The 2666-nt window shown below is 64.5% G+C and carries 2 protein-coding genes; both read left to right on the top strand.

Going from position 1 to position 2666, the window contains the following annotated elements:
* Positions 1 to 42: 42 nt before the first annotated feature.
* Positions 43 to 1035: an AraD1 family protein gene (araD1, locus tag OC610_RS25170; RefSeq protein WP_264431730.1), complete on the top strand. Its 993-nt coding sequence runs from the start codon at positions 43 to 45 to the stop codon at positions 1033 to 1035.
* A 13-nt stretch (positions 1036 to 1048) separates the two neighbouring features.
* Positions 1049 to 2629 (top strand): aldehyde dehydrogenase (NADP(+)), encoded by a 1581-nt coding sequence (locus OC610_RS25175; protein ID WP_264431731.1) that lies wholly within the window; start codon positions 1049 to 1051, stop codon positions 2627 to 2629.
* Positions 2630 to 2666 lie beyond the last annotated feature (37 nt).

Below are 2666 nucleotides of genomic sequence, written 5' to 3' on the forward strand. Positions count from 1 at the left end.
GGGACCGCACCGAATTCAAGATTTGCTTACAAGGAGAAAGATATGCGTTTAGTTCAGTTCGAATTGAGTCACGGCGAGCGCCGCGTCGGTGTGGTCGACGGCGATCAGGTGCGCGAAGTGCAGGGCGCCAACACGGTGCGCGAGCTGGCGCTGGCGGCCATCGAGGCGGGCGTGAAGCTTGAGCAGCAGGTCAACGGCCTGGACTTGGGGGCGAGCCATGACTATGCGCAATTGCTCGGCGAGCTGCGCATCCTGCCGCCGCTGGATCACCCCGATCCGGCGCATCTGTTGGTCAGCGGCACCGGCCTGACTCACTTGGGCAGTGCCTCGGCCCGGGACAAGATGCACCAGCAGGCCGGCGATGAAAGCGCCATGACCGACACCATGCGCATCTTCAAATGGGGCGTGGAGGGTGGCAAACCCCAGGCCGGGCAGGCCGGCGTGCAACCGGAATGGTTCTACAAGGGTGACGGCAGCATCGTGGTCCGCCCGGGCCATCCGTTCCCGCTGCCACCGTTTGCCGAAGACGCTGGCGAAGAGCCGGAGATCAGCGGCCTGTACGTCATCGGCCACGACGGCAAGCCGTATCGGCTGGGCTTTGCGGTAGGCAACGAATTCTCCGACCACGTCATGGAACGCAAGAATTACCTGTACCTGGCCCATTCGAAACTGCGCAGTTGCAGTTTTGGTCCGGAACTTCGCGTGGGTGAACTGCCTCAACATCTGTCCGGGACCAGTCGTATCCTGCGCAACGGCGAAGTGCTGTGGCAGAACGAATTCCTCAGCGGCGAGGCGAACATGTGCCACAGCCTCGAAAACCTGGAGTTCCACCACTTCAAGTACAGTCAGTTCCTGCGCCCGGGGGACGTGCACGTTCACTTCTTCGGCACCGCGACGCTGTCGTTCGCCGACGGCATCCGCACCCAGCCGGGGGATGTATTCGAGATCAGCCAGGCCGAGTTCGGTGCGCCGCTGGTCAATGGCATTGCCCCGGTGGACGCGGTATTCAATCCGGGTACTATCGGCACACTTTGAAAGGAGACTTGCGATGAACCAGATCCTTGGCCACAACTACATCGGCGGGGCGCGCAGCGCGGCCGGCCAGACTCGCCTGCAGAGCGTCGACGCCAGCACCGGCGAGGCCTTGCCCCATGATTTCGTCCAGGCCACGGCACAAGAAGTCGACGCCGCCGCCAAGGCCGCTGCGGCGGCTTATCCGACCTATCGCAGCCTGAGTGCGGCGCGTCGGGCCGAGTTCCTCGACGCCATCGCCGATGAACTGGACGCCCTGGGCGATGAGTTCGTCGCCGTGGTCTGCCGCGAAACCGCGTTGCCAGCGGCCCGCATCCAGGGCGAGCGCGGTCGCACCAGCGGCCAGATGCGCCTGTTCGCCAAGGTCTTGCGCCGAGGCGACTTCTACGGCGCGCGTATCGACCGCGCCTTGCCGGAGCGCACGCCGCTGCCGCGCCCGGACCTGCGTCAATACCGCATCGGTCTCGGCCCGGTGGCGGTGTTCGGCGCCAGCAACTTCCCGCTGGCATTCTCCACGGCCGGTGGTGACACTGCCGCCGCGCTGGCCGCCGGTTGCCCAGTGGTGTTCAAGGCCCACAGTGGCCACATGGCAACCGCCGAGCACGTCGCCGATGCGATCATCCGCGCCGCCGAAAAAACCGCGATGCCGGCCGGTGTGTTCAACATGATCTACGGCGGGGGCGTTGGCGAATGGCTGGTCAAGCACCCGGCGATCCAGGCCGTGGGTTTCACCGGCTCCCTCAAGGGCGGGCGCGCGCTGTGCGACATGGCGGCGGCACGGCCACAGCCGATCCCGGTGTTCGCCGAAATGTCGAGCATCAACCCAGTGATCGTCTTGCCACAGGCCTTGAAAAACCGTGCCGAGAGCGTTGCCCGTGACCTGACCGCATCGGTGGTGCAGGGCTGCGGTCAGTTCTGCACCAACCCAGGCCTGGTGATTGGCATTCGCTCGCCGGAATTCACTGCCTTCACCCAGCAGGTGGCGACGCTGATCGGCGACCAGGCGCCGCAGACCATGCTCAACGCCGGTACGCTGCAAAGCTACGGCAAGGGCCTGCAGAAATTGCGGGCTCACTCGGGTATCGAACACCTGGCCGGTGGTGAGCAGCAGGGCAATCAGGCCCGGCCGCAATTGTTCAAGGCTGATGCCAGCCTGTTGATCAACGGCGATGAGGCCTTGCAGGAAGAAGTCTTCGGCCCGACCACGGTGTTCGTCGAAGTGGCGGACCAGGCGCAACTGACCGCTGCCTTGAACGGCCTGCACGGCCAGCTCACCGCCACGATGATCGGCGAGCCGGCGGATTTCGAACAGTTCGGTGAACTGACGCCATTGCTGGAACAGAAGGTCGGTCGCATCTTGCTCAACGGCTATCCAACCGGCGTCGAGGTGTGCGATTCGATGGTCCATGGCGGCCCTTATCCAGCGACGTCCGATGCCCGTGGTACCTCGGTGGGCACGCTGGCGATCGATCGCTTCCTGCGTCCGGTGTGCTTCCAGAACTATCCGGACAACCTGTTGCCGGAACCGCTGAAAAACGCCAACCCGCTGGGGATCCTGCGGTTGGTGGATGGGGTGCCGGGGCGCGAGGCGCTTTGAGAGTCAGGCAGTTCCATTGAGGTTGATGGACTGCCGT

Source organism: Pseudomonas agronomica (assembly GCF_025917275.1).
Classification (GTDB): domain Bacteria; phylum Pseudomonadota; class Gammaproteobacteria; order Pseudomonadales; family Pseudomonadaceae; genus Aquipseudomonas; species Aquipseudomonas agronomica.